A 22,854-nucleotide genomic window follows, 5' to 3' on the forward strand; every position below is an offset into this window, starting at 1 on the left:
CACCTGGACCACCATCCCCGGCCAGATCACCACCACCTCCACCACCGCCCCCTTCACCGTCACCGAAGCCCGCACCCGCCTCGTCTGCGACACCCTCCACGGCACCGCCACCTGCTGACCACCCAGCAACCGAGACAGGACTCACACGCACCTGTACGAGACATTCACAGACGGGGAGCAGGGACTCCCTTTACCGTGAGACCGTGACCGAAAACCTCACCGTGACCGCGCCGGCGTCGGAGATCCCGATCCCGGGTCTGCGTGCCGAGGACCTCGACGTCGAGAGCCTCGCGCCGGACCGTGACGCCCCGGCGCGCCGTGCGGAGCTGGCCGACGTGCGTGCGCTGATGCACGACCTGCGGCGTCTCGTGCTGGGCTACAAGTTCGGGATCGACGAGGTGATGACCAAGATCTCGATCCTGCGCGACGAGTTCCGGCACATCCACGACTACAACCCCATCGAGCACGTGGGGTCGCGGCTCAAGTCGTTCGACTCGATCCTCGCCAAGGCGCGCCGCAAGGGCATCCCGCTCAGCGCCGACGGCATCCGCAGCCAGATGTTCGACGTGGCGGGCGTGCGCATCACGTGCAGCTTCGTCTCGGACATCTACCGGGTACGGGACATGCTGGTGGCGCAGAAGGACCTGACGCTCATCGAGGAGCGCGACTACATCGCGCACCCCAAGTCGAACGGCTACAAGTCCCTGCACCTGATCGTGAAGATCCCGGTCTACCTGTCGGACCGGGTCGAGGACGTCGTCGTCGAGATCCAGCTGCGCACCATCGCCATGGACTTCTGGGCGAGCCTGGAGCACAAGATCTACTACAAGTACGGCCGCGAGGTGCCCCAGCACCTGACGGACTCGCTCAAGCTCGCGGCCGACGTCGCGTGGTCGCTCGACAGCTCGATGGAGCGCATCCACGACGAGGTCAAGGCGATCGCGGGCGAGCAGGAGCCGGCGGAGCGCAAGGACACGCTCCTGGACCCGCAGGAGATGCTGGAGGCGTTCATGCGCACCGCGGAGGTGGCCGACGAGGCCTACCACCGGCGCATGATCGAGTGAGCGGGCTCACCACGCCGGGGTCGCGGGCAGGCGTAGGGTCCGGCGCATGAGCGACCTGACCCACCCGCAGACCCTGACGATGTACGGCGCCGCCTGGTGCGGTGACTGCCGCCGCTCGAAGCGGCTGCTCGACGCGCGGGGCGTGGACTACCTGTACGTGGACCTGGACGCCGACCCTGCGCGGGCCGACGACGCCAAGGCGGTCTCGGGACGCACGCAGATCCCGGTCGTCGTGTTCCCCGACGGGGACCACTTCGTGGAGCCGACGGACGCCGAGCTCGCGGCGAAGCTGGACGCCGTCGGGCTCTGACGGGCAGGGGCCTGCCCGGGGGCGTCGGTGTCCGGTGTCGATGTCCGAGGCCGGTGGGCGCGGGCGTCCGCTCAGACGAGCGTGAGCACCCCGAGCACGCCGATGGCGACGGCGAGCAGCAGGGAGACGCCGATGAGCACGGCGTGCACCGTGTAGAACCGGGTGGGGCGACCGGCGGTGTCGCGGGAGCGCGGGTCCTTGGCGACCCGCTGCCAGAACCGCGGCCAGATGAGCAGGTTCCACAGGGCGGCGACGATCAGCAGCACGGACCATGCGACGGGGAGGCTCACGCCCTCCAGTATGGGCGGTGCGCGCCGCGGGCGCTGGCGTGCCCTCCCAGGTCGGGCGACGATGGGCCGATGCGGGCGATCTGGAAGGGGGCCGTGACGTTCGGCCTCGTCAACGTGCCGGTCAAGCTCTACAGCGCCACCGAGGACCACGACGTGCCGCTGCACCAGGTGCACGACGCCGACGGCGGTCGTATCCGGTACAAGCGGGTGTGCGAGCTGGACGGCAAGGTGGTGCCGTACGAGCACATCGACCGCGCCTACGACGACGGTGAGCACACGGTGGTGCTCACCAAGGAGGACCTGTCCTCCCTGCCGGCCGAGCGCGACCGGGAGATCGAGGTGGTGGAGTTCGTGCCCACCGAGCAGATCGACCCGATCATGCTCGACCGGACGTACTACCTGGAGCCGGACTCGAAGTCGACGAAGGCGTACGTGCTGCTGCGGCGCACGCTGGAGGAGACGGAGCGCACCGCCGTCGTGAAGTTCGCGCTGCGGCAGCGCACCCGGCTGGCGGCGCTGCGCGTGCGCGGTGACGTGCTGGTGCTGCAGACGCTCCTGTGGGCGGACGAGGTGCGCGAGGCGGACTTCCCCTCGCTGTCGGACGACGTGAAGATCTCGGCCAAGGAGCTGGCGATGTCGTCCCAGCTCGTGGAGAGCTTCGAGTCGGACTTCTCACCGGAGCAGTTCGAGGACGAGTACCAGGTCCAGCTGCGCCGTCTGATCGACGCCAAGATCGAGCGGGGGGAGTCGGTCGACTCCGCCGAGACGTTCGGCGAGGAGGCCGGGGGCGAGGCCGAGGGCGCCGAGGTCATCGACCTCATGGACGCGCTGCGCAAGAGCGTCGAGGAGGCCAAGGCGAAGCGCAAGAGCGGCTGACCGGTCCCGCCCGACTGCCTGTGCGGACGCGTGCGGCGCGTCGCGCGCGGGTTCGTTGGCGGCGGCAGCCCTGATCGGCGAAGGTGGGGCCGATGAACCACCAGCCCCACCGCACGCCGCCCCGCTGGGTCCGTTGGACCCTCGTCGGCACCGGCGTGCTGATCGCCTGCGTCCTGTTCGGCGTCACCACCGCCAAGGCCGACTACTTCTTCGGCCCGCACGCGGCGACGTACGAGATCACCACCGACGCGACGGTCACCGCCGACCTCGGCCCTCTCGGCACGCTCCAGATCGACTCGCCCGCCGGCCCCCTCGGTGTGGACGTGACGATCAAGGAGATCCCCGCGGACCTCACCGAGATCGACCCGGCCACCACGCTCGAGTCGCTGAGCGACGACCTCCAGGGCTACCTGCAGTTCTTCGGCAGCCCGCAGGTCACCGTCGAGATGGTGGTACGCGAGCTCGTGCAGGACGCCGTGCGCCGCACGCTCGTGGCCCTGCTGGTCGTCGTGCTCGTGGGCGTGGGTGTGCGGTACCTGCTGGGCCGGGAACGGCGGCAGCAGATCGCGGCCTGGCTGGCCCCGCGCACGTGGGAGGCGACGTCGGGGGTGGTGGCGCTCGCGCTGGTCGCGGGCGTCGTGGCCTCGGACGACCTGGCGCCACCGGAGCGCGCCGCGCCGACCTCGCCGGTGTTCCAGGGCACCGCGCTCGAGGGTGCGCGCATCACCGGCCGCCTGGCGGGCGTGATCGACACCTACGGTGCGCAGCTGCTGGGGCTGTACCGGCAGAACGAGGAGTTCTACGAGGGGGCGCGCACGGCGTTGAACGCGGCCTGGGACGGGAGGGCCGCCCTGGAGGGCGACGGCACGCCGGTGGCTGCCTCGCCGACCGCCTCGCCTCCGACGTCGGACGACGAGGGCGCGTCGGCGCCGGACGCCGAGGGCGGGGGCGCCGGGGCCGACGGCGCCCCGGAGACGGATGCGGAGACGGATGCGGAGACGGGCGCGGAGACGGGCGCGGAGGCGGACGCGGAGACGGGGACGGAGGCCGGAACCGGCGCGGGGGCAGAGCCCGGGACGCAGGACGACGTGCCGGGGGAGCCGACCGGCGGACCCGGTGACGGGCCGGGCACCGACTCCAGTGCCTCGCCGGAGCACGCGGGGTCTTCCGTGCTGCAGGCGGCGACGGCACCCGAGGACCCGGTCACGTTCCTGGTGATCTCCGACCTGCACTGCAACACGAGCATGACCCCGCTGATCCGCGACGTCGCGCTGCGGGCCGAGGTGGACGTCATCCTGAACGCGGGGGACACCACGATGAACGGCACGGCCGTGGAGCGGGTGTGCGTGGACTCGTTCGCCACGGTGCGGCCCGACGGCGTGCCGATGGTGGTGGCCGACGGCAACCACGACTCGATGCTGGTGTCGGACGCCGAGCGTGCGCGCGGCCAGACGGTGCTCGACGGCTCGGTGGTCGAGGTGGCCGGCGTGCGCATCCTGGGGGACCGTGACCCGCACGAGACCCGGGTGGGCGTGGGGACGACGGCGATCGCCGACGAGGACACCGCCGACGTGGGCCGCCGGCTGACGGAGGTGGCGTGCGAGGCCGGCGACGTCGACCTGCTGCTGGTGCACACGCCTGAGATGGGCAACGCGCCCCTCCACTCGGGCTGCGTGCCCTTCCAGGTGTCGGGGCACACGCACACGCGGTACGAGCCGTTCCCGCTGGGCCGGGGCATCCGGTACGTCAGCGGGTCGACGGCCGGTGCCGCGTCGGGGCAGCCCACGGTGGGCCCGCTGCGCGGCACCGCGGAGATGACCCTGCTGCGGTTCGACCCTGCCGAGCGCCGCTTCACGCAGTGGAAGCTGCTGGAGGTGCGCCCGGACGGTTCGGCGGCCGTCAGCGCGTGGCGCGACGTGCCGCGTCCGGCCGTGGTGCGGGCGGCACAGGACACCGAGGGCGCTGACGGTACGGGCGCCGACGGCGAGGAGGAGCCCAACGGCGCGGGCGCCCCTGACGGCGACGGGGTGCCGGACGGCGCGGGCCTCCCCGAAGGTGAGCAGGTTCCCGACGGCGGTGGTGCCGGCGAGGACGCCGACGGCGGCGCCGTGGGTGGCGAGGAGCCGCCGGCCTCCCCGTAGCGCGGCCTCCCCGTAGGCTCTGTGCCGTGCCTGCTGCCCCGCGTCGTCGTGCCAACCGGCCGGACCCGGCCGAGCTGACCTCGGTCGCCCAGGACTACCTCAAGGCCGTCTGGTCGGCGCTCGAGTGGGCGCCGTCGGAGGCGGCGAAGGTCTCGACGGGGCGCCTGGCCGAGCGCCTGGGGGTAGGGCCGTCCACGGTGTCGGAGACGGTGCAGCGCCTCAGCGAGCAAGGTCTGCTGGCGTACGAGCCGTACCGCGGGGTGGGGCTCACGGAGCTGGGGCGCGGGTACGCGCTGGTCATGGTGCGCCGGCACCGCCTGATCGAGACGTGGCTGGTGGACCAGCTCGGGTACTCGTGGGACGAGGTGCACGACGAGGCGGAGGAGCTGGAGCACGCGGTCTCCGACCTGCTCGTGGAGCGCCTGGACGCCCTGCTGGGCCGGCCGGTCCGGGACCCGCACGGTGACCCGATCCCCACGGTGGACGGCAGGGTGCTGCGCCCGGACGCGGTGCCGCTGGCGGACCTGGTGGCGGGGGAGTCGGGCGTGGTGGCGCGGATCTCGGACGCCGACCCGGGAGACCTGCGGTACCTGGCGGGCCTGGGGGTGGACCTGGACGTGCGGGTCACGGTGACGGCGGTGCTGCCCCGGCGCGAGGCGGTGACGGTGGCCTGGGACAGGGAGGGAGCTGCGGTGACGGCGGAGCTCGAGCGGCGTGCGGCGTCGCGGATCTGGGTGTCCAGGGCGTAGGGTTCCCACCATCCCGGACGACGTCGACGGCGGTCGTCCGTGGTCGTCCGTCGAAACGATTCGTCCTCGCTCTTCACCGGAGGACCAGTTGACCTCGACCCCGACCCGGGCGGTGGCGCCGCGCACCGGCGCACCGCACGTCGGCCTCGCGCTCTTCGCCCTGTCGCTCGGTGGCTTCACCATCGGCACCACCGAGTTCGCGACGATGGGCCTGCTGCCGCAGATCGGCGCCGATCTGTCGGTCAGCGACCCCGTCGTCGGGCACGCCATCACCGCCTACGCGCTCGGCGTCGTCGTCGGTGCCCCGCTGCTGACCGTCGCCGCCGCGCAGATGAGCCGCAAGCGGCTCCTGCTGGTGCTCATGGGCGCCTACACCCTGGCCAACCTGCTCTCGGCCGCAGCGCCCAGCATCGGCCTGCTCGTCGCCGGTCGGTTCCTGGCCGGGCTGCCGCACGGGGCCTTCTTCGGGGTCGGCGCCGCCGTGGGCGCCTCGGTCGCCGGTCCCGGGCGCCGCGGGCACGCGGTGTCGATGATGATGACCGGTCTGACGATCGCGAACGTGGTGGGCGTGCCCGTCTCCACGTTCGTGGGCCAGCAGCTCGGCTGGCGCGTCGCGTTCCTGCTCATCGGCGTGCTCGGTGCCGCCACCCTCGCCGGGGTGCTGGCGTTCGTGCCCAAGGACGGGCCGGTCGACTCGTCGATGGCCCAGGAGGTGCGATCGCTGCGCAACGGCCCGCTCTGGATCGGCTTCGCGGCCGGCGCCATCGGGTTCGGCGGCCTCTTCGCCGTCTACTCCTACGTGGCCCCCACGGTCACCCGTGTCTCCGGGCTCGACGAGCGGCACGTGCCGTGGGTGCTGGCGGTGTTCGGCGTGGGCATGACCCTCGGCACCCTGCTCGGCGGGCGGCTCGCGGACCGCGACGTGCTGCGCACCGTGATCGGCGGGTTCGTCGCCACGGGGGTGTCGCTGGTGGCCTTCGCGCTCGTGGCGCACCAGCCGGTGGCGGCCGTGGCCGCGCTGTTCCTGCTGGGGGTCACCTCCCAGGTGCTCGGGCTGGCGATGCAGACGCGCCTGATGGACCTGTCGCCGCGGGCGCAGTCGCTGGGCGCGGCGCTGTGCCACTCGGCGCTCAACGTGGGCAACGCGTCCGGCGCGTTCTTCGGCGGGCTCGTCATCGCCGCCGGATGGGGGTACGTGGCCCCCGCCTGGACCGGCGTCCTGCTCACGGCGCTCGGCCTCGGCCTGGTGCTCGTGGCCGGCCGCCAGCGCGTGGTGCGCGCCGACGCCTGACACCGCCGGGCGCCCTGTGGGCGCCCGTGCCCCGTGCCCCGTCGCCGTGCGCTCTGGCACCGCGGTGCCAGAACGTGGCAGAACTAGCGCGGCCGGGTCCCGCTGGTTCTGACACAACTCTCAGGGAAGGGCGATAGGTTGCCGACGTGACCACGGCAGCCCCGGCCCGCGACGCCGTCGACCCGGCCCTGGAGGGCGTGCGCCCGCTGGGCGACCGCACGCTCGCCGTCTGGCTGCTCGTGCTCGGCGCCGTCGGGTTCGCCGCCTCGTTCACGCTGTCGGTCGAGCGCTACCTGTCGCTCGTCGAGCCAGGGCACGTGGCCAGCTGCAGCCTCAACGTCTTCGTCGACTGCGGCGCCGCGATGGGCTCTTGGCAGGGCCGGCTGCTCGGCTTCCCCAACCCCTACCTCGGTGTCGCCGCGTTCGCCGTCGTCGTCACCACCGCGGTGCTGTGGCTCACCGGCTACCGGCCTCCTCGCTGGTACCGGTTGGCGCTGCTGACCGGCACCGTGCTGGGCGAGCTGCTCGTCGTGTTCCTCATGTACACGAGCTTTCACCAGCTCGTGTCGCTGTGCCTGTACTGCATGGCGGTCTGGGTGGTGATGTGGCCCCTCCTGTGGCTCCAGGTGGAGCACGCGCTGCAGACCCGCGCGCTGCCCGCGCCCGCCGGCCTGGTGCGTGCCCTCGTGGGCAGCCGGGTGATCGTGCTCGTGGTCGGCTACGCCGTGCCCACCGGCTGGCTGCTGCTGACGATGGGCCCCTACCTGGTGCGGTCGTTCTGACGTCGCCCGCCCCGAGCGGGGGTCGCGGGGCGTCGCGCGGAATTCGGCTGGCCACGCCGCACTAGGATGGGTGGTCGTGAGCACGTCCAGCGACCAGTCCGCCGCCCAGGCCCCCGCCGAGGCTCCCCAGGAGCCCGCCTTCCGCTACACGCCCGCCCTCGCGCAGGAGATCGAGCTGCGCTGGCAGGACCGCTGGGAGGAGCGAGGCACGTTCCACGCGGCCAACCCGGTGGGCGAGCTCAAGGGCCCCGGCGGCGCGGACGCCTCCGGCAGCCCGTACTACATCATGGACATGTTCCCGTACCCCTCGGGCGCGGGCCTGCACGTGGGGCACCCGCTGGGGTTCATCGCCACCGACGTCGTCGGGCGCTTCCGCCGCATGCGCGGCGACAACGTGCTGCACACCATGGGCTTCGACGCGTTCGGCCTGCCCGCCGAGCAGTACGCCGTGCAGACGGGCGAGCACCCGCGCCTGGTGACCGAGCGCAACATCGTCACCTACAAGCGCCAGCTGCGCCGTGCCGGCCTGGCCCACGACCCGCGCCGCACCTTCGCCACGATCGACCCCGAGTACGTGCGCTGGACGCAGTGGATCTTCCTGCAGATCTTCGACTCCTGGTACGACGCCGAGGCCGAGCGCCCCGACGGCGGCAAGGGCCGCGCGCGCCGCATCGCGGAGCTGCGCGAGGAGCTGGCCGCCGGCGTGCGGCCCGTTCCGGGGCGCGACGGCGACAACGCCGGCGGCGCCGTCTGGCACGGCCTGTCCGAGGCGGAGCAGCGTGACGTGCTCGACTCCCAGCGCCTGGCGTACGTGGACGAGTCGCCCGTCAACTGGGCCCCTGGGCTGGGCACCGTGCTGGCCAACGAGGAGGTCACCGCGGACGGCCGCTCCGAGCGCGGCAACTTCCCGGTGTTCCAGAAGTCGCTGCGTCAGTGGAAGATGCGCATCACCGCCTACGCGGACCGTCTGACGGACGACCTGGCCCTGATCGACTGGCCCGAGAAGGTCAAGGCGATGCAGCGCAACTGGATCGGCCGCTCGACGGGGGCCACCGTGCGCTTCGACGTCGTCGGCACGGGCGAGGCGGACGCCGCCGGGGCTGCGCAGACCGTCGAGGTCTTCACCACCCGCCCCGACACGCTGTTCGGTGCGACCTTCATGGTCGTGGCGCCCGAGCACCCGCTGCTGGACGAGGTGCCGGCCGCCTGGCCGGAGGGCACCCAGGACGCCTGGACGGGCGGGTACGCCACCCCTGTCGAGGCCGTCGCGGCCTACCGCCGGGAGGCCGCCGCCAAGACCGCCGTCGAGCGGCAGGCCGACGCCGGCAAGAAGACCGGGGTGTTCTCCGGTCACCTGGCCGTCAACCCCGTGACCGGCACCCCCGTGCCGGTGTTCACCGCCGACTACGTGCTGATGGGCTACGGCACCGGCGCCATCATGGCGGTGCCGGGCGGGGACGAGCGCGACTTCGCCTTCGCCGCGGCCTACGACCTGCCCGTCGTCCACACCGTCGCCCCCGAGGGCGGCCTGCCCGAGGGCTTCGAGGGCGCCTGGACCGGCGACGGCGTCGTCGTCAACAGCCCGGCCACCGACGTGCCCGCGGGCGCTCCGGCCGACGCTCCCGTGCTCAACGGCAAGGACGTCGCCGCCGCCAAGGCGGAGATGATCTCGTGGCTGGAGGCGCACGGTGTCGGCGAGGGCACCACGACCTACCGCCTGCGCGACTGGCTGTTCAGCCGCCAGCGCTACTGGGGCGAGCCGTTCCCCATCGTGTGGGACGAGCAGGACCGCCCGGTCGCGATCCCTGCCTCGATGCTGCCCGTCGACCTGCCGGACGTGCCGGACTACGCCCCGCGCACGTTCGACCCCGACGACGCGGACTCCTCGCCGGAGGCGCCGCTGGGCCGCAACGACGAGTGGGTCGAGGTGACGCTCGACCTGGGCGACGGCCCCAAGAGGTACCGCCGCGACACCAACACCATGCCCAACTGGGCCGGTTCGTGCTGGTACTACCTGCGCTACCTGGACCCGACCGACGGCACCAACGGCGACACCGTCGTCGACCCGGAGCTGGAGAGGTACTGGCTGGGGCCGCGCCACAACGCGACCTCCGGCCCGGCGGGTGGTGTCGACCTGTACGTGGGTGGCGTCGAGCACGCCGTGCTGCACCTGCTGTACGCCCGGTTCTGGCACAAGGTGCTCTACGACCTGGGCTACGTCACGGCCGTCGAGCCGTTCGGCAAGCTGTTCAACCAGGGGTACATCCAGGCGTATGCCTTCACCGACGCGCGCGGCGCGTACGTGCCGGCCGCCGAGGTCGAGGGTGACGAGCAGACGGGCTGGACCTGGGACGGTCAGCCGGTCGAGCGCGAGTACGGGAAGATGGGCAAGTCCCTGAAGAACGTGGTCACGCCCGACGAGATGTACGAGCAGTACGGGGCCGACACGTTCCGCGTCTACGAGATGTCGATGGGTCCGCTGGACCTGTCGCGCCCGTGGAACACCCGTGACGTGGTGGGCTCGCAGCGGTTCCTGCAGCGCCTGTGGCGCAACGTGGTGGACGAGGAGACGGGCGAGGTGACCGTCACCGACGAGCCGGCCTCGACCGAGACGCTGCGCGTGGTGCACCGCGCCATCGCGGACGTGACCGCCGAGATGGAGGGCATGCGCCCCAACACGGCGATCGCCAAGCTGATCACCCTCAACAACCACCTGACGGGGCTGGAGCGGGTGCCGCGCGAGGCGATCGAGCCGCTGGTGCTCATGACCGCCCCGGTGGCCCCGCACATCGCGGAGGAGCTGTGGGCCCGGCTGGGGCACACGGACTCGCTGGCGCACGAGCCGTTCCCGACGGCGGACGAGCGCTACCTGGTCGAGGACACCGTGACCTGCGTGGTCCAGGTGCAGGGCAAGGTGCGCGGGCGCGTGGAGGTGCCGCCGTCGATCTCTGACGCCGACCTGGAGGCTGCGGCGCTGGCCGAGCCCAACGTGGTCAAGGCGATCGACGGGCGACCGGTGCGCAAGGTGATCGTGCGCGCCCCCAAGCTCGTCAACGTCGTCGTCTGAGGTGGAGGCGCAGCGCAGGGTGGGGGCCGAGGGACGAGGTCTGCGTCCCGGAGCGGAGCCGCAGCCTCGGACGACCTCGGCTGGGGCCTGATCATGTCCTCTCCGGTCGACGTCGCGTACGAGGGCGCCCAGCGGGCGTTCCGCAGCCCGACGCTGGCGCTGCTGCACAGGAGGCACGCGCCCCTGGTGGTCACGCTGCTGGGGCAGCTGTTCACGCCTGAGCGGCAGGGGGTGCCGGTCGCGGACGCCCACGCCGAGGCGGACGAGGCGCTCGCCCACCTGCGGGCGGCAGGCCATGCCGATCTGCCCGAGGGGGCGGCGCGCGACCTGTGCCGTCAGTGGGTCGCGGAGGGCTGGCTGGTGCGCCAGGTCGTGGATGCGCGCAGCGTCCGCTCGGGCGAGCAGCCGGGGGAGGAGTACCGGCTGACGGCGCACGCCGTGGAGGCGCTCGAGGTGGCGGCGCGTGCGGGCGGCCCCCGCTCGCGGGTGACGCGGTCGCGGGTGCGTTCGCTGCTGGAGGCCGTGGAGCGGCTGGCGGACGACGTCGAGCCTGACGTGGCGGCGCGGCGTGCTCGCGTGCGGGGCGAGATCGCCCGGCTGTCGGCGGAGCTGGAGCGCCTGGAGGCGGGGCAGGTGGAGCCGGCCGACGACGAGCAGCTGCTCGAGGAGGCCGAGCACGTCCTGTTCCTGGTGCGGGAGCTGCCGGCGGACTTCACGCGGGTGGCGGAGTCGATCCGGGCGCTGCAGCGGCGGGTGGTGCTGTCGTTGCGGCAGGACGACCGCCCGACGGGCGAGGTGCTGGCCGAGTACCTGGAGCAGGCGGAGCACCTGCTGGAGCAGACGTCGGAGGGTCGGGCGTTCGCGGGGGCGTTGCGGCTGCTGGGTGACGCGGAGCGTCTGGGCACGTTGGCGCGCAGCCTGGAGTCGGTGCTGCAGCACCCGTTCGCGCAGCGGCTGGCGCCGGCGCAGCGGGCGGAGCTGCGGGGGCTGACGCGGCAGATCGAGCAGGGGTTGGAGGACGTGCTGACGGCGCAGCGCCGCGCGTCGCACGTGATCGCCACGCAGGTCCGCCACCACGACCCGCTGCGGGACCGGCAGGTGGACGACCTGCTGCGCGACGCGGTGGCGGCGCTGGCGGCGTGGATGCCTGGTACGCGCAGCGGCCAGCCGGTGGAGGCGTTGCGCCGTCTGCCGCGTGCGGAGGTGGGGCGCCTGCGGGAGACGTTGCACGACCTGCGGCCGCCGGTGGCTCCGGAGCCGTTGGCGGAGTGGGACGAGGACGGTACGGACGGTGTGTCGCTGGCGGACGCGCGCCGCTGGGGCGGCCCGCAGTACGAGGCGCTGCTGGAGCACGCGCGCTCGTTGCGGGGGGCGGACGCGGTCGACGTGGGTGCGGTGTTCGAGGCGGGGCCGCAGGACCTCCGCCGGCCGGTGGACCTGGTGGGTCTGCTGGAGCTGGCGCGGCCTGCGGAGGACGCGGCGGGCGGTGCAGAGGTGTCGGTGGTGACGGCGGTGCGGCCGGACGGCTCACGGCGGCGCTTCGCGTTCGAGCGGGCGGTGCTCCAGGTGCAGGAGCAGGGCGATGCCGACGGCGGGGTCCCGGCGGCTGGGTCGGCGCAGGACGAGGGGGAGCGAGCATGACCACACAGACGACGGGGGGCCAGGCGGGCCCGGTGACGGACGGGTCGGAGGGCGTGCCGGACGCGGGCTTCATCGCACCGGTCCCGGCGGAGGCTGACCTGCCGGCGCTGTTCCCCGGGGACACGGGCTCGTTGGAGGCGGACGTGCGCCAGGTGCTGGTGCGTCTGCTGCGCCAGCGTTACCTGTCGGCGGCAGCGCACCCTGGTCCGTGGAAGACGCTGCTGGCACACCAGGCCACGGTGGAGTCGCGCCTGCACGACCTGTTCGTGCACCTGGTGGTCGATCACGAGCGGGGACTGGCATACAAGCGGCAGGTGCGCAAGGCCGAGGTCGAGGTGCCCGTGCTACTCAAGGACGAGCCGTACTCGCGCGTGGAGACGGTGCTGCTGGTGCACCTGCGGGCGCTGTTCCAGCGCGAGCAGGGTGCGGGCGAGCAGCAGGCGCGCGTGGACGCGGAGGAGCTGGAGCAGACGGTGCTCAGCTACCTGCCCGCGGGGGAGACGAACCTGGCGGCGCGGCAGAAGGAGATCGCGGCCGCGGTGGCGCGCCTGGTCCGGGAACGGGTGCTGGCGGAGGAGTCCCAGGGGCGCTACCGGGTGCTCCCTGTGGTGGAGGTGATCCTGTCGGCGGACCGGCTCGCTGAGCTGGTGACGTGGCTGCGGGACGGGGACACGGCAACGCCCGGTGCCGAGGAGCCTGGCAGCGGCGACGCCGGCGGCTCGGCCGCGGGCGAGGACGCGGCGGACTCGGCCGGTGCGGCCGACGTCGACGCCGACGAGGAGGACGACCTGTGAGCCTGATGGCCGACACGCTGTTCGGGCTGATCCCCGCGGCCTCGACGGGGCAGCAGTGGGTGGCCCACGAGCTGCAGCTGGTCAACTGGGGCGGCTACGACGGGCACCACCGGGTCCGGTTCGCGCCGACGGCCACGCTCCTGTCAGGGGCGTCGGGCTCGGGCAAGTCGACCCTGCTGGACGCGTACATCGCGCTGCTGATGCCGCACACGACGCCGTTCAACGGCGCCTCGAACGGTGGGGTGGTGGGGCGTCCGCGCGGCAAGGACCAGCGCAACGTGGTCTCGTACGCGCGCGGCAAGATCGACGAGTCCCGCACGGCGGACGGCACGCGGGAGCGGGTGCTGCGCGGCGACGGCCGGGACACGTGGTCGGCGATCGCGATGACGTGGACGGACCAGTCGGGGACGCGTTTCACGGCCCTGCGCGCCTGGTACGTGCCGGCGGGGGCGCAGCGCACCGAGGACCTGGTGGCGGTGCGCGCCACGGTCGACGGCGACTTCGCGCTGCGGGACCTGGAGCCGTGCGCGGCGGCCCGGTTCGGCCGGGCGGGGCTGACGGCGCTGGGCCTGACGTGCTTCGACACGGACAAGGAGTTCGGGGCGCGCCTGCACACCACGCTGGGCATCGGCGCTGCGGGCGGTGGGGCCAAGGCGGTGGCGTTGCTGGGCCGCATCCAGGCGGGTCAGCAGATCACCACGGTGGACGCGCTCTACAAGGCGATGGTGCTGGAGGAGCCGGAGACGCTGGCGGTCGCGGACGCCGCCGTCGCCCACTTCGACGACCTGGCGGCGACGCGCACGCGCATGGTGACCGCCACGGAGCAGGTGCGTGCGCTCGCGCCGATGCGGCGCCACCGGGCGGCGGTGGACGAGGCGCGCGAGCGTCTCGCGGTGATCGACGCGCTGGGTTCGTTCGCGGAGCCGGCGTCGGCGGCGAGCCTGTGGCGGCACGAGCGCCGCCTGGGACTGCTGCGCTCGGCGGAGGAGGAGGTGCGCCGCCAGCACCGGGAGGCCGGTGACGAGGCGGCCGCGTTGAAGGCGGCGCACGCGACGCAGTCGGCGGCGCTCGACGGCGTCCGGCAGGCGATGTGGGCCGCGGGCGGTGAGCGGGCGGCCGCGGCGGAGCGGGAGCTGGCGGCGGCGCGCACTCGTGAGGCCGAGGTGCGCCGGGCGCGGGTCGTGCTGGACGCCGCCCTGGAGCGCCTGGGCATGAGCGTCTCGGGCGAGGCCGACCTGGAGCGGCAACGCGCCGCCTCGCGGGCGGCTCTGGCCGACGTCGCCGGCTCGCGGCGTCGTTCGCTCGACGCGCTGTACGCGGCGAACGACGCCGCGGCCACCGCACGCCGGGAGACGGAGCGCCTGGAGCGGGAGCGGACGTCGCTCGAGCGTCGTCGCGGCAACGTGCCGGAGGCGTTGCACCGGGCACGCCTGGCGCTGGCCCAGGCGGCGGGTCTCGGCGTGGACGACCTGCCGTTCGTCGCCGAGCTGCTGGAGGTGCGCACCGAGTTCGAGCACTGGCGCGAGGCGGCGAACCTGGCCCTGGGCGGGTTCGCGACCACGCTGCTGGTGGACTCCGTGCGGCTGGCGGACTTCCGCGCCGCGATCGACCAGGTGCCGTCCACGGTGCGGCTGCGCTTCGAGGGCGTGCCCGTGGGCCTGCCGGAGCCCGGTGCGCGCGACGAGCGCACCCTGCCGGGCAGGCTCGACGTCAAGCCCGGCCCGTTCGCCGGGTGGCTGGCCGATCGGCTCGCCGCGGCCTACGACTTCGTGTGCGTGGACGACCCGGCGGACCTGGCCCGGCACGCGACGTCGGGCACCCGGGCGCTGACCCGGACGGGGCAGACGTCGGACGGGAACCGCGGCGCGCACGGCGGGCACGGGCGCGACAACGTGCTCGGGTTCACCAACGCCCGCCGGGTGGCGGACCTGGAGCGCCAGCTGGAGCGCTCGCGCGAGGCGGAGCGGCTGGCGGCGGAGCAGCGGGCGGGCGCCGAGCTGCGTCACGGTGCCCTGGAGGAGCAGACGGCGGCGCACGAGCGCGTGCTGGAGCTGGTGTGGGACCAGGTCGACGTGGCCGCCGCCGCTCAGGAGGTGGCGCGCTGGGAGGGCGTGCTGGCCGACGTCCAGGGGAGCAACGAGGACCTCACGGCCCTGCAGTCCCAGGCGGACGCGCTGCGGCAGAAGGTCGAGGACCTGCACCGCCGGCTGACTCGGGCGGAGGACGCCCGGTCGCGGCTGGGGGAGCGGTGGGCCGAGCTGGGTGACGCGGTCGACGCCGCGCAGCGCGCCATCGACGAGGCGACCGACGCCGGCGTCGTCCTGGACGCCGACCACCGCGCCTACCTCGACGAGCTGCTGGAGCGGGCGGGCGAGCGCGACGGCGGCCTGGACGCCTTCGACGCCGCGCTGGCCGCCGTCGGGCAGCGCCTGGTGTTCGACCACGAGCAGGCCCGCTCCGCCGTGGAAGCCGGGCTCGACGCGCTGCGGTCGGTGTTCGAGTCGTTCGTGCGGCAGTGGCCCGACCCGAACCTGGGCACGGACCCGGACGGCTCCTACGCCGACTTCGAGCGCGTGCTGAGCACCCTCGAGACGGAGCGGCTGCACGAGCTCGAGGCGCAGTGGTCGCGCAACCTGGCGCGCATGTCGGGCGACGACCTCACCGCCCTCGACGCCGCGATCAGCAGGTCGCTGCGCGAGATCACCGAGCGCATCGCCCCTGTCAACGAGATCCTCGCCGAGCTGCCGTTCGCCGACGACGACCACCGCCTGCGGATCGACGCCCGGCCCGTGCAGTCGGCCATCGTGGCGCGGTTCCGGAGGGATCTGCGGGACGTGCGCACGCTCCTGGCGAGCGACGCCGGAGAGGCCGAGCGCGAGGCGCGGTTCCTGCGCATGGAACGGCTCGTCGAGCGGATCCGGCGTACCAGCCCGGACTTCCTCGACCTGGTGGACGTGCGCCGGCACGTGCGCGTCAGCGCGGAGAAGGTGGACCTCGAGGGCAACCACGTGGCCCTCTACGACCACATCGGCGAGAAGTCCGGCGGCGAGTCGCAGGAGCTGGTCGCCTTCATCGTCGGTGCGGCGCTGCGGTACCAGCTCGGCGACGCCGGGGCCGAGCGGCCGCGGTACGCACCCGTGTTCTTGGACGAGGCGCTGATCAAGGCCGACGCCCGGTTCTCCGGCCGTGCGGTAGGTGCGTGGCGCGGGCTCGGCTTTCAGCTGGTGATCGGCGCGCCGCTGGACAAGGTGAGCGCGCTGGAGCCGCACGTGGACGCGGAGTACGTCGTCGTCAAGGATCCGGGCGGCCGTTCCCGGCCGGTGCCGGTGGTCCCGCTCGACGACGACGGCGGCGCCGCTCCGGCGGCGTAGCGGACCTGGGCGGGGACTTCGCGGGGACTTTGCGGGGCAGCTCGGGGGCGGCTCGCGGAGCGGGGCGCCGAGCTGGCACGGGCGCGGCAGGGGCGGCGGTGCGCAGGGCCGAACGGCCCGGTGCGGTGGCCGGTGGGGACTTGTAGGGTCGATGTGTGACCGAGTCGATCCCGCCCATCGCCACCCCGACGCACGACGTCGACGGCTTCGTCCGGCAGTACCTGCGCGAGCTGACGTACACGCAGGGCACCACGCTCGAGCGCGCGTCGCTCAACGACAAGTACCTGGCGCTCGCGCGCACGGTGCGCTCGTACCTGATGGCGCGCTGGAACCGCACGATGACGCAGCAGTACCGCAAGCAGTCGCGGTCCGTCGCGTACCTGTCGGCGGAGTACCTGCTGGGTCGCCAGCTCGACAACGCGCTGATCGCCTCGGACCTGGAGCAGATCGCGGCCGAGGGGCTCGAGCGCCTGGGCCTGTCGCTGGACGAGCTGCGCGAGGCCGAGGTCGAGCCCGGCCTGGGCAACGGTGGCCTGGGGCGGCTGGCGGCGTGCTTCGTCGACTCGCTCGCCACCATGGACATCCCGGCGATCGGGTACGGCATCCGGTACGAGTACGGGATCTTCCGGCAGACGTTCGTGGACGGGCGTCAGGTGGAGGAGCCGGACAACTGGCTCGACAACGGCTCGCCCTGGGAGATCGCCCGGCCGGAGCAGGAGGTGGCGGTCGGGTTCGGTGGGCACACCGAGAAGTACACGGACGACGACGGGGTCGAGCGCAGCCGCTGGGTGCCCGGCTGGTCCGTGCTCGCGGTGCCCTACAACTACATGGTCCCGGGCTACCTGAACGGACGGGTCAACACGTTGCGCCTGTGGAGCGCCCGGGCCACCCACGCGTTCGACCTGAAGATCTTCAACTACGGCGACTACGCCGAGGCGGTGCGCGCGCAGACGTTCGCGGAGAACATCTCCAAGGTGCTGTACCCGGAGGACTCGACGCCGCAGGGCAAGGAGCTGCGCCTGCAGCAGCAGTACTTCTTCGTGGCGGCGAGCCTGCGCGACTACATCGACCGGGTGCTGGAGGAGGGCTTCGACCTGCACCGGCTGCCGGAGCGCATCACCTTCCAGCTCAACGACACCCACCCGGTGATCGCGGTGCCGGAGCTGATGCGCATCCTCGTGGACGAGAAGGGCTTCGGCTGGGACGAGGCGTGGGAGGTGACGCGGCAGTGCTTCGCGTACACCTGCCACACGCTGCTGCCCGAGGCGCTCGAGGTGTGGCCGGTCGAGCTGGTCGGCCGGCTGCTGCCGCGTCACCTGGAGATCATCTACCGCATCAACGAGGAGTTCCTCGGGCAGGTGCGGGAGCGGTCGGGGGGCGACGAGATGCTGGTGCGGCGGATGTCGATCATTGCCGAGCACCCCGAGCGGGCGGTGCGCATGGCGTTCCTCGCCACCGTCGGGGCAGCCAAGGTCAACGGGGTGGCCGAGCTGCACTCTCAGCTCCTGCGCGACAAGGTGCTGCATGACTTCGCGCAGCTGTGGCCGGAGAAGTTCACCAACGTGACGAACGGGGTGACGCCGCGCCGGTTCGTGCGGCTGGCGAACCCGGGGCTGTCGGCGCTGATCACCGAGGCGATCGGTGACGGCTGGGTGACGGACCTGGAGCGGCTGCGGGAGCTGGAGCCGCTGGCGGACGACGCCGAGTTCCGGCGCCGGTTCCGGGAGGTCAAGGCGGCAAACAAGGACCGGCTGGTGCGGCTCCTGGCGGCGCGCGACGGGATCGAGATCGACCCGAGCACCATGCTCGACGTCATGGTCAAGCGCCTGCACGAGTACAAGCGGCAGATGCTGAAGGTGCTGCACGTGGTGACGCTGTACGACCGCATCCGCTCGGGCGAGCTGGACCCGGCCCAGGTCGTGCCCCGCACGGTGGTGTTCGGGGCGAAGGCGGCGCCGGGCTACAAGATGGCCAAGGAGATCATCGCGCTGATCAACCATGTGGGGGCCGTGGTGAACGCGGACCCGGTGGTCTCGCAGGTGCTGCGGGTGGCGTTCCCGGCGAACTACAACGTGACCGTGGCCGAGACGCTGGTCCCCGCCGCCGACCTGTCGGAGCAGATCTCGCTCGCCGGCAAGGAGGCGTCCGGCACGGGGAACATGAAGTTCGCGCTCAACGGTGCGCTGACGATCGGCACGGACGACGGCGCGAACGTCGAGATCCGCCAGCTCGTGGGCGACGAGCACTTCTTCCTGTTCGGGCTGACCGAGCCGGAGGCGAGCGCGATCCAGGAGGCCGGGTACCGGCCGGCCGCGTACTACGAGCAGAACCCGGGGCTGCGCCGTGCGCTCGACCTCGTGGCGTCGGGGGAGTTCTCCGGCGGGGACCGGAGCGTGTTCGAGCCGATCGTCTCGAACCTGCTGTACGAGGACCGGTTCATGGTGCTCGCCGACTACCAGTCGTACGTCGAGGCGCAGGACCGGGTGGAGGGGGCGTACCGGGACGAGGACGCGTGGAGCCGCTCGGCCGTGCTCAACGTGGCCCGCAGCGGCTTCTTCTCCTCCGACCGGTCGATGCGCGACTACCTGGAACGGATCTGGCACGCGGAGGCAGTGCCCGTCGAGCTCTGACCGGTGGGGGCGTGCGGACGGGAATATGGCAAGCTCGCTCTTGTTGTAGAGAATGGTTCTCAACAAGAAGGGATGCCTGATGGCACGCAACGAGCTCCGGCCGATCGTCAAGCTCCGGTCGACCGCCGGTACCGGGTTCACCTACGTGACCCGCAAGAACCGCCGCAACGACCCGGACCGCATGGTGATCCGCAAGTTCGACCCCGTGGTGCGCCGCCACGTCGAGTTCCGAGAGGAGCGCTGAGCGATGAAGAAGGACGTCCACCCCACGTACGGCCCTGTCGTGTTCCGCGACCAGAGCGCCGGCTTCGCCTTCCTGACCCGGTCTACGCTCGCCGGTGAGACGGCGGCCGGCCCCGGCCGGCCCGCTCGCACCGTCGAGTGGGAGGACGGGAACACCTATCCCGTGGTCGACGTGGAGATCTCGAGCGCGAGCCACCCGTTCTGGACGGGTTCCGCGCGCGTGGTCGACACCGCCGGGCGTGTGGAGAGGTTCCGGCAGCGTTACGGCAAGCGCTGAGCGGGTCCTCACCCCCTGCGAGAGGCGCGGCACCTTCGGGTGCCGCGCCTCTCGGCGTCTGGGCGGCTCGGCGCCCGGCTGCCCCGGCGCTCTGGCGTGATGGCGCCTCGACGCCGGGAGGGCTGCGGGCCGAGCGGGCGAGGTTGTCGCGCAGCGGTTGAGAAACGTTCTCATCTCTGGTTCACTCTCCGAGCGAGAACGATTCTCACTCGCACGATCTCTGACGACGGAAAGACGACCATGCACCGCACACGACGCCGCCTCGCGGCTCTCGCCCTCCCGCTCGCCGCCACGATCGCTCTGGCCGGCTGCGCCGGCGGGACCGGTACCGCCCCCGAGGCCTCCGCCCCGGCGGACGAGCCGGCCGCGCCGCGCGCCAGCGAGGCGCAGGCACGCACCCCGCGCATCGCGATCACCTACGACGGGGGCATCCGCGTCCTGGACGCGATGAGCCTCGAGCAGGTCGGCGACATCGAGCTCGAGGGCTTCAACCGCCTCAACCCGGCCGGGGACGGCCGCCACCTGTTCGTCTCGACCGCCGGGGGTTTCCGTCTCCTGGACGCGGGCACCTGGGCAGAGGCGCACGGCGATCATCACCACTACTGGGTGGCCGGGCCGGTGCTGACCGACCACCTCCACGAGGCCGAGAAGCCCGGCCACGTCGTCGTCCACGAGGGGCGGACAGCCCTGTTCGACGACGGCACCGGCGACGTCACCGTCCTGGACGCGGCACACCTGGGCGACGACGACGCCGTGGTGCGCGAGCACACCACCCCGTCCGCGCACCACGGTGTCGCCATCGAGCTGAGCGACCACTCGCTCGTCGTGTCCGAGGGCACCGAGGACGCCCGCACCGGCATCCGAGTGCTGGACGCCGAGGGGCAGGAGATCGCTGCCAGCGACCAGTGCCCCGGCGTGCACGGCGAAGCCGTGGCGGCCGACGAGGCCGTGGTCATCGGCTGCGAGGACGGCGCTCTCGTCTACGCGGGCGGCACCATCACCAAGGTGCAGGCGCCCGACGCCTACGGCCGCATCGGCAACCAGGCCGGTACCGAGGCGTCGCCCGTGGTCCTCGGTGACTACAAGTCCGACCCGGACGCCGACCTCGAGCGTCCCACCCGCGTCTCGCTCATCGACACCCGGGACGCGTCGCTGACCCTGGTGGACCTGCCCGCCAGCTACACGTTCCGCTCGCTCGCCCGCGGCGACGCCGGCGAGGCGCTCGTGCTCGGCACCGACGGGCAGCTGCACGTCATCGACCCCGAGACCAAGCAGCTCGTGAAGTCGATCCCGGTGATGGACGCCTGGACCGAGCCCGACGAGTGGCAGGAGCCGCGCCCTGCGGTGCTCGCCCTCGACGGCTCCGTGTATGTGACCGACCCGGCCGCCAAGGCGATCCACGCCGTCGACGTCGAGTCCGGCAAGGTGTGGAAGACCGTCACCCTCGACGTCGTGCCCAACGAGCTCAGCGGCGTCTCCGGCACCGACGAGACGCAGGGTCACGGGCGCAGCGACCACGGTGACGAGGAGCACGCTCACGAGGAGCACGCTCACGACGAGCACGGCCACGACCACGGTGACGAGCACGCGCACGAGGGTGACGAGCACGACCACGACCACGAGGGCTGACGCGATGGCGAAGAAGTCGAAGATCGCGGCCCAGCAGCGCCGGCAGGCCGTCGTGGCGCGGTACGCCGAGCGGCGTGCGCACCTCAAGCGCGTGATCGCCTCGCCGGCCTCGAGCGACGAGGAACGCGCCGTCGCGACGCTGGAGCTCCGGCGCCAGCCCCGCGACGCGAGCCGGGTGCGGCTGCGCAACCGCGACGCCGTCGACGGCCGCCCGCGGGCCCACCTGCGCAGGTTCGGGCTCTCCCGGATCCGCCTGCGCGAGATGGCGCTGCGCGGCGAGCTGCCCGGCGTGACCAAGTCCAGCTGGTGAGGAGAGAACGATGAAGGTCCGAGCATCCCTGCGCTCGCTGAAGCTGGCGCCGGGCTCCAAGGTGGTGCGGCGGCGCGGCAAGACGTACGTGATCAACAAGCAGAACCCGCGCTTCAAGGCGCGGCAGGGCTGAGGAGGCGTCGATGGCGGTCCCCAAGCGCAAGACCTCCCGCTCGCGCACGCGGTCGCGGCGCGCGCAGTGGAAGGCGTCCGAGCCGGTGCTCGTGCCCGTGACGGTCGACGGCCGCACGGTGAGCGTTCCTCCGCGCCTCGCCCGAGCAGTCCGGCGCGGGCTCGTGCAGACCGACTGAGGCCACAGAGCTCGTCCAGCCTGGACGGCGGCGACACCCGAGGAGGGTGCCGCCGCCGTCCGGCGTCTGCTGGCCGTTAAGGTGACCATGCCATGCGCCTGCCTCGACCGCCCTTCCGTGCCTCTGCCCCCGCACGCCCGGGAACGGACGCGGTCGCGCCCGGACCGCTGGTCCGGGTGGTCACCGACTCGACAGCCTGCCTCCCCGAGCCGCGGACGGCGCCCGACGGCGCAGGCGCCGGTCCGGTGGTGGTGCCGCTGCGGGTGGTCGCCGCCGACGGCGAGCACCGCGAGGGCGTGGACATCACGCCCGCGGAGGTGGCTCGGCGGATCGGCGCCGGTCAGCGTCTGACCACCTCCCAGCCGCCGCCTGCCGACTTCTCCGCCGCCTACCGGGCGCTCGCTGCCGACGGCGCACGGGCGATCGTCTCGGTGCACCTGTCCGCAGCGCTGTCCGGCACCGCCCAGGCCGCCGTCCAGGCCGGGCAGCGCTCCATGGTGCCGGTGCGCGCTGTCGACTCCCGCACGGTGGCGATGGCGCTGGGGACGGCGGCCCAGGAGGCCGCGGCGTGCGCGGCCGCGGGCTGCGACGCGGAGCACGTCGCAGCGCGGGCGGCGGAGGTGGCGGCCTCGAGCCGCACGCTGTTCCTCGTGGACTCGCTCGACCACCTGCGGCGCGGGGGACGGCTGTCCGCGGGCGCCGCGGCGCTCGGAACCGCTCTCGGCGTGCGGCCCATCCTCGAGATCCGGGACGGCGGCATCGACCTGGTCCAGCGGGTGCGCACGCGCTCGGCGGCGCTCGACCGGCTGCTGGCTCTCGCCGTCGAGCACGCCGACGCCATGTCGCGGCCCGTGGTCGCGGTGCACCACCTCGGGGCGGCCGAGCGGGCCGAGGAGGCCGCGGCGAGGCTGGCGTCGCGACTGGGGGCGGAGCCGGTCGTCACCCCGGTGAGCGCCGTCCTGGGCGCGCACGCCGGGCCGGGAGCGCTCGCCGTGGTCGTCGCAGACCTCGGGACGCACAGGCACTGACCCTGCCCTCAGGCAGGCTCAGGACCTGATCGTCCACACCCGGGCTCCGC

20 protein-coding genes are annotated in these 22,854 nt (G+C 73.1%); 19 read left to right on the forward strand and 1 reads right to left on the reverse strand.

Translation table 11 applies throughout. The features are described from left to right. The first annotated feature begins 347 nt into the window (after positions 1-347). Complete coding sequence (locus DNL40_RS05705; RefSeq protein ID WP_111250551.1) at positions 348-1,064, forward strand: GTP pyrophosphokinase; 717 nt, start codon at positions 348-350, stop codon at positions 1,062-1,064. A gap of 46 nt (positions 1,065-1,110) precedes the next feature. Then, positions 1,111-1,374: a glutaredoxin family protein gene (locus DNL40_RS05710; RefSeq protein WP_111250299.1), complete on the forward strand. Its 264-nt coding sequence runs from the start codon at positions 1,111-1,113 to the stop codon at positions 1,372-1,374. Positions 1,375-1,445: 71 nt separating this feature from the next. Here the strand turns inward: DNL40_RS05710 and DNL40_RS05715 are convergent, their stop codons facing one another. Then, positions 1,446-1,664 carry an SCO4848 family membrane protein gene (locus tag DNL40_RS05715; protein ID WP_111250300.1) on the reverse strand — a complete coding sequence of 73 codons (219 nt, stop codon included), beginning with the start codon at positions 1,662-1,664 and terminating at the stop codon, positions 1,446-1,448. Between the two features lie 69 nt (positions 1,665-1,733). Here DNL40_RS05715 and ku point away from each other — a divergent pair, with 69 nt between their 5' ends. The 17 genes from ku to DNL40_RS05800 all read left to right on the forward strand — a co-directional run bounded on the left by ku (position 1,734) and on the right by DNL40_RS05800 (position 22,804). After that, on the forward strand, positions 1,734-2,540 hold the full coding sequence (gene ku, locus DNL40_RS05720; RefSeq protein WP_111250301.1) for a non-homologous end joining protein Ku: 807 nt from the start codon (positions 1,734-1,736) through the stop codon (positions 2,538-2,540). A 92-nt stretch (positions 2,541-2,632) separates the two neighbouring features. After that, positions 2,633-4,681, forward strand: coding sequence for a metallophosphoesterase family protein (locus DNL40_RS16700; protein WP_245885702.1), 2,049 nt, complete (start codon positions 2,633-2,635; stop codon positions 4,679-4,681). Between the two features lie 26 nt (positions 4,682-4,707). Then, on the forward strand, positions 4,708-5,430 hold the full coding sequence (locus DNL40_RS05730) for a metal-dependent transcriptional regulator (protein ID WP_245885703.1): 723 nt from the start codon (positions 4,708-4,710) through the stop codon (positions 5,428-5,430). Between the two features lie 88 nt (positions 5,431-5,518). Continuing rightward, a complete protein-coding gene (locus tag DNL40_RS05735) occupies positions 5,519-6,721 on the forward strand; it encodes an MFS transporter (RefSeq protein ID WP_179950960.1) in 1,203 nt (400 codons plus the stop codon). A 146-nt stretch (positions 6,722-6,867) separates the two neighbouring features. Beyond that, positions 6,868-7,503: a vitamin K epoxide reductase family protein gene (locus DNL40_RS05740; RefSeq protein WP_111250303.1), complete on the forward strand. Its 636-nt coding sequence runs from the start codon at positions 6,868-6,870 to the stop codon at positions 7,501-7,503. A gap of 76 nt (positions 7,504-7,579) precedes the next feature. After that, complete coding sequence (leuS, locus tag DNL40_RS05745) at positions 7,580-10,570, forward strand: leucine--tRNA ligase (RefSeq protein WP_425450762.1); 2,991 nt, start codon at positions 7,580-7,582, stop codon at positions 10,568-10,570. A gap of 93 nt (positions 10,571-10,663) precedes the next feature. After that, entirely contained in the window at positions 10,664-12,211 is a 1,548-nt protein-coding gene (locus DNL40_RS05750; RefSeq protein ID WP_111250305.1) for a DUF3375 domain-containing protein, read from the forward strand. Then, positions 12,208-13,005 carry a DUF4194 domain-containing protein gene (locus DNL40_RS05755; protein WP_111250306.1) on the forward strand — a complete coding sequence of 266 codons (798 nt, stop codon included), beginning with the start codon at positions 12,208-12,210 and terminating at the stop codon, positions 13,003-13,005. The genes DNL40_RS05750 and DNL40_RS05755 overlap by 4 nt, the downstream gene beginning before the upstream one ends. Before the next feature lie 5 nt (positions 13,006-13,010). After that, complete coding sequence (locus DNL40_RS05760) at positions 13,011-16,376, forward strand: ATP-binding protein (protein WP_111250554.1); 3,366 nt, start codon at positions 13,011-13,013, stop codon at positions 16,374-16,376. A 155-nt stretch (positions 16,377-16,531) separates the two neighbouring features. Next, a complete protein-coding gene (locus tag DNL40_RS05765) occupies positions 16,532-19,006 on the forward strand; it encodes a glycogen/starch/alpha-glucan phosphorylase (protein WP_111250307.1) in 2,475 nt (824 codons plus the stop codon). Positions 19,007-19,085: 79 nt separating this feature from the next. Beyond that, entirely contained in the window at positions 19,086-19,250 is a 165-nt protein-coding gene (gene rpmG / locus DNL40_RS05770; RefSeq protein WP_111250308.1) for a 50S ribosomal protein L33, read from the forward strand. Positions 19,251-19,253: 3 nt separating this feature from the next. Then, a complete protein-coding gene (locus tag DNL40_RS05775) occupies positions 19,254-19,526 on the forward strand; it encodes a type B 50S ribosomal protein L31 (protein WP_111250309.1) in 273 nt (90 codons plus the stop codon). Between the two features lie 240 nt (positions 19,527-19,766). After that, positions 19,767-21,155, forward strand: coding sequence for a zinc metallochaperone AztD (gene aztD / locus DNL40_RS05780; protein WP_111250310.1), 1,389 nt, complete (start codon positions 19,767-19,769; stop codon positions 21,153-21,155). A gap of 4 nt (positions 21,156-21,159) precedes the next feature. Continuing rightward, on the forward strand, positions 21,160-21,465 hold the full coding sequence (gene rpsN, locus DNL40_RS05785) for a 30S ribosomal protein S14 (RefSeq protein WP_111250311.1): 306 nt from the start codon (positions 21,160-21,162) through the stop codon (positions 21,463-21,465). 10 nt (positions 21,466-21,475) lie between these two features. Continuing rightward, positions 21,476-21,598 carry a type B 50S ribosomal protein L36 gene (gene ykgO / locus DNL40_RS05790; RefSeq protein WP_111250312.1) on the forward strand — a complete coding sequence of 41 codons (123 nt, stop codon included), beginning with the start codon at positions 21,476-21,478 and terminating at the stop codon, positions 21,596-21,598. A gap of 10 nt (positions 21,599-21,608) precedes the next feature. Then, complete coding sequence (gene rpmF / locus DNL40_RS05795; protein ID WP_111250313.1) at positions 21,609-21,776, forward strand: 50S ribosomal protein L32; 168 nt, start codon at positions 21,609-21,611, stop codon at positions 21,774-21,776. 92 nt (positions 21,777-21,868) lie between these two features. Next, entirely contained in the window at positions 21,869-22,804 is a 936-nt protein-coding gene (locus tag DNL40_RS05800; protein WP_111250314.1) for a DegV family protein, read from the forward strand. Positions 22,805-22,854 lie beyond the last annotated feature (50 nt).

The organism is Xylanimonas oleitrophica (genome assembly GCF_003244315.1).
GTDB lineage: Bacteria > Actinomycetota > Actinomycetes > Actinomycetales > Cellulomonadaceae > Xylanimonas_A > Xylanimonas_A oleitrophica.

What these genes read in the sequence shown, in the direction of transcription:
- rpmG (WP_111250308.1), top strand. Translation starts at nt 19,086, where the DNA reads ATGGCACGCAACGAGCTCCGGCCGATCGTCAAGCTCCGGTCGACCGCC.
- ku (WP_111250301.1), top strand. Translation starts at nt 1,734, where the DNA reads ATGCGGGCGATCTGGAAGGGGGCCGTGACGTTCGGCCTCGTCAACGTG.
- rpsN (WP_111250311.1), top strand. Translation starts at nt 21,160, where the DNA reads ATGGCGAAGAAGTCGAAGATCGCGGCCCAGCAGCGCCGGCAGGCCGTC.
- aztD (WP_111250310.1), top strand. Translation starts at nt 19,767, where the DNA reads ATGCACCGCACACGACGCCGCCTCGCGGCTCTCGCCCTCCCGCTCGCC.
- DNL40_RS05755 (WP_111250306.1), top strand. Translation starts at nt 12,208, where the DNA reads ATGACCACACAGACGACGGGGGGCCAGGCGGGCCCGGTGACGGACGGG.
- DNL40_RS05710 (WP_111250299.1), top strand. Translation starts at nt 1,111, where the DNA reads ATGAGCGACCTGACCCACCCGCAGACCCTGACGATGTACGGCGCCGCC.
- DNL40_RS05800 (WP_111250314.1), top strand. Translation starts at nt 21,869, where the DNA reads ATGCGCCTGCCTCGACCGCCCTTCCGTGCCTCTGCCCCCGCACGCCCG.
- DNL40_RS05775 (WP_111250309.1), top strand. Translation starts at nt 19,254, where the DNA reads ATGAAGAAGGACGTCCACCCCACGTACGGCCCTGTCGTGTTCCGCGAC.
- DNL40_RS05760 (WP_111250554.1), top strand. Translation starts at nt 13,011, where the DNA reads ATGGCCGACACGCTGTTCGGGCTGATCCCCGCGGCCTCGACGGGGCAG.
- ykgO (WP_111250312.1), top strand. Translation starts at nt 21,476, where the DNA reads ATGAAGGTCCGAGCATCCCTGCGCTCGCTGAAGCTGGCGCCGGGCTCC.
- DNL40_RS05705 (WP_111250551.1), top strand. Translation starts at nt 348, where the DNA reads ATGCACGACCTGCGGCGTCTCGTGCTGGGCTACAAGTTCGGGATCGAC.
- DNL40_RS16700 (WP_245885702.1), top strand. Translation starts at nt 2,633, where the DNA reads ATGAACCACCAGCCCCACCGCACGCCGCCCCGCTGGGTCCGTTGGACC.
- rpmF (WP_111250313.1), top strand. Translation starts at nt 21,609, where the DNA reads ATGGCGGTCCCCAAGCGCAAGACCTCCCGCTCGCGCACGCGGTCGCGG.
- DNL40_RS05750 (WP_111250305.1), top strand. Translation starts at nt 10,664, where the DNA reads ATGTCCTCTCCGGTCGACGTCGCGTACGAGGGCGCCCAGCGGGCGTTC.